Origin of the sequence: Nguyenibacter vanlangensis, from assembly GCF_013376155.1 — a bacterium.
Lineage (GTDB): Bacteria > Pseudomonadota > Alphaproteobacteria > Acetobacterales > Acetobacteraceae > Gluconacetobacter > Gluconacetobacter vanlangensis.
In genome coordinates this window covers 1-2,308 of record NZ_JABXXP010000461.1, presented here as the reverse complement: position 1 = coordinate 2,308, position 2,308 = coordinate 1, and the positions used below count along the sequence as shown (strand labels likewise).

Sequence of the window (2,308 nt, the reverse complement as noted above, 5' to 3'; positions counted from 1 at the left end):
AAAGAATTCGGCATCCTTTAACCACTATGGCAGGCGGGCCCGGCAATGGCCATCAGGAGGTTGGTACCATGAGCAAAGAGAAAGAATCCACGTTCAAGCCCTATCACCACCCGGCAGGCGGCTGGGGCGCGGCGGGCGCCACGGCGAAGGTGCTCATGGAACAGAGCGTGCTGGTGAAGGGGTCGCGCGGCCTGCTCGCGATGAACCAGCCTGGCGGCTTCAAGTGCCCGAGCTGCGCCTTCCCCGACCCCGACCATCGCAAGACGCTCGAATTCTGCGAGAACGGCGCGAAGGCGCTGGCGCATGAGGCGACCAAGGCACGGGTGACGCGGGAATTCTTCGAACGGCACACCGTCACCGAGCTGATGGACAAGAGCGATTACTGGCTGGAAATGCAAGGGCGCCTGACCGAGCCCATGCGCTACGACGCCGCGACGGACAAATATGTTCCCGTCGCCTGGGACGACGCCTTCGCCCTGATCGGGAAGCATCTGAGGGCGCTGGAAAGCCCGCATCAGGCCGAGTTCTACACCTCCGGCCGCACGGCCAACGAAACGGCGTTCCTGTATTCGATCTTCGTGCGGGAATTCGGCACCAACAACTTCCCCGACTGTTCCAACATGTGCCACGAACCGACCTCGCGCGGCCTGCCGCCCGCGATCGGCGTCGGCAAGGGCACGATCGTCATGGCCGATTTCGACCATGCCGAGGCGATCTTCGTCATCGGGCAGAACACCGGCACCAATTCGCCGCGCATGATGACCAACCTGGTCGAGGCGCGCAAACGCGGCGTGCCGGTCATCCTGATCAATCCCATGCCGGAACGCGCGCTGATCCGCTTCACCGAGCCGCAGGATATCCTGCAGATGGCGACGTTCGGCTCGACGGCGATTTCCAGCGACTTCGTGCATGTGCGCATCGGCGGCGACCTGGCGGTCTTCAAGGGCATGATGCGCGCGTTGTTCGAGGCCGAGGATCGCGGCGAGACGGTGCTCGACACGGCGTTCATCGCCGAGCACACGGCGGGGCTGGAGGCATTGCGCGCGGACGTCATGTCGGTCTCCTGGGCCGACATCACGCGCATCTCCGGCATCACGGAAGAGCAGATCCGCCACATCGCCGGGATCTATGCGAAATCGAATGCGACGATCATCTGCTACGGCATGGGGCTGACCCAGCACCAGGAAGGCTCGCGGCTGCTGCAGCAGGTAGCCAATCTCCTGCTGCTGAAGGGTAATTTCGGCAAGCCCGGCGCGGGCATCGCGCCGATCCGCGGCCATTCCAACGTGCAGGGCGACCGCACGGTCGGCATCGACGAGAAGCCGAGCCAGGATTATCTGGACCGCGTGCGCGACGTCTTCGGCTTCGAGCCGCCACGCGCGCATGGCCATCACGTGCTCGAGGCGCTCGAGGCCATGGAGGCGGGGACCGCCAAGGTATTCTTCGGCATGGGCGGCAATTTCGCCCGGGCGGTTCCGGACACCGCGCGTACCTACGCGGCGATGGGGCGGCTCAACCTGACCGTCGGCGTGGCGACCAAGCTCAATCGCGGGCATCTGGTGCATGGCAAGGACGCCCTGATCCTGCCCGTCGTGTCCCGCTCCGAGATCATCCGCACGACGGCGGGCGAACAGTTCGTGACCATCGAGGACGCGATGGCGAACGTCACACCCTCGCGCGGCGTGTTCGAACCGGTGAGCCCCGACGTGCGCCCCGAGACCGAGATCGTCTGTCGCATGGCCATGGCCACCCTGCCGGAGTCCAGGACGCCCTGGGCGCAGTATATGGAAGATTACACGCTGATCCGCGACAAGATCGCGGACGTCTATCCGGACATCTATGCCGATTTCTCCGAGAAGATCAAAAATCCGCGCGGCTTCCATCTCGACATCCCGCCACGCCGCCGGGTCTGGCCGACTCCGAACGGCAAGGCGAATTTCCTCGTTCTGCCGGGGCTGGAGGTCAATGACGTCGTCGCGGACCCGGCGATGCTGCGCCTGGCGACGATCCGCTCGCACGACCAGTACAACACCACGATCTACAGCAACAGCGACCGCTATCGCGGCGTGTACAACAACCGCCTCGTGATCTTCATGAACAAGCAGGATCGCGAGGACCGGGGGCTGGAGAACGGGGCCGTCATCGGGCTCGAGACCTGCAGCGACGACGGCTACCGGCGCTATGTCGACGGCTTGACGGTCATCGACTACCCGATGCCGCGCGGCGCGATCGCCGGCTATTACCCCGAACTCAACCCGCTGCTGCCGCTCGATTATTTCGACGAGATCAGCGGCACCCCGGCGGCCAA

At 64.7% G+C, this 2,308-nt stretch carries 1 protein-coding gene; it reads left to right on the top strand.

The window, feature by feature from the left end; translation table 11 throughout:
• Positions 1 to 68: 68 nt before the first annotated feature.
• Positions 69 to 2,308, top strand: a 2,240-nt coding sequence (locus HUK84_RS15290) for an FdhF/YdeP family oxidoreductase (RefSeq protein WP_176641050.1), incomplete at its 3' end; no start/stop codon positions are given.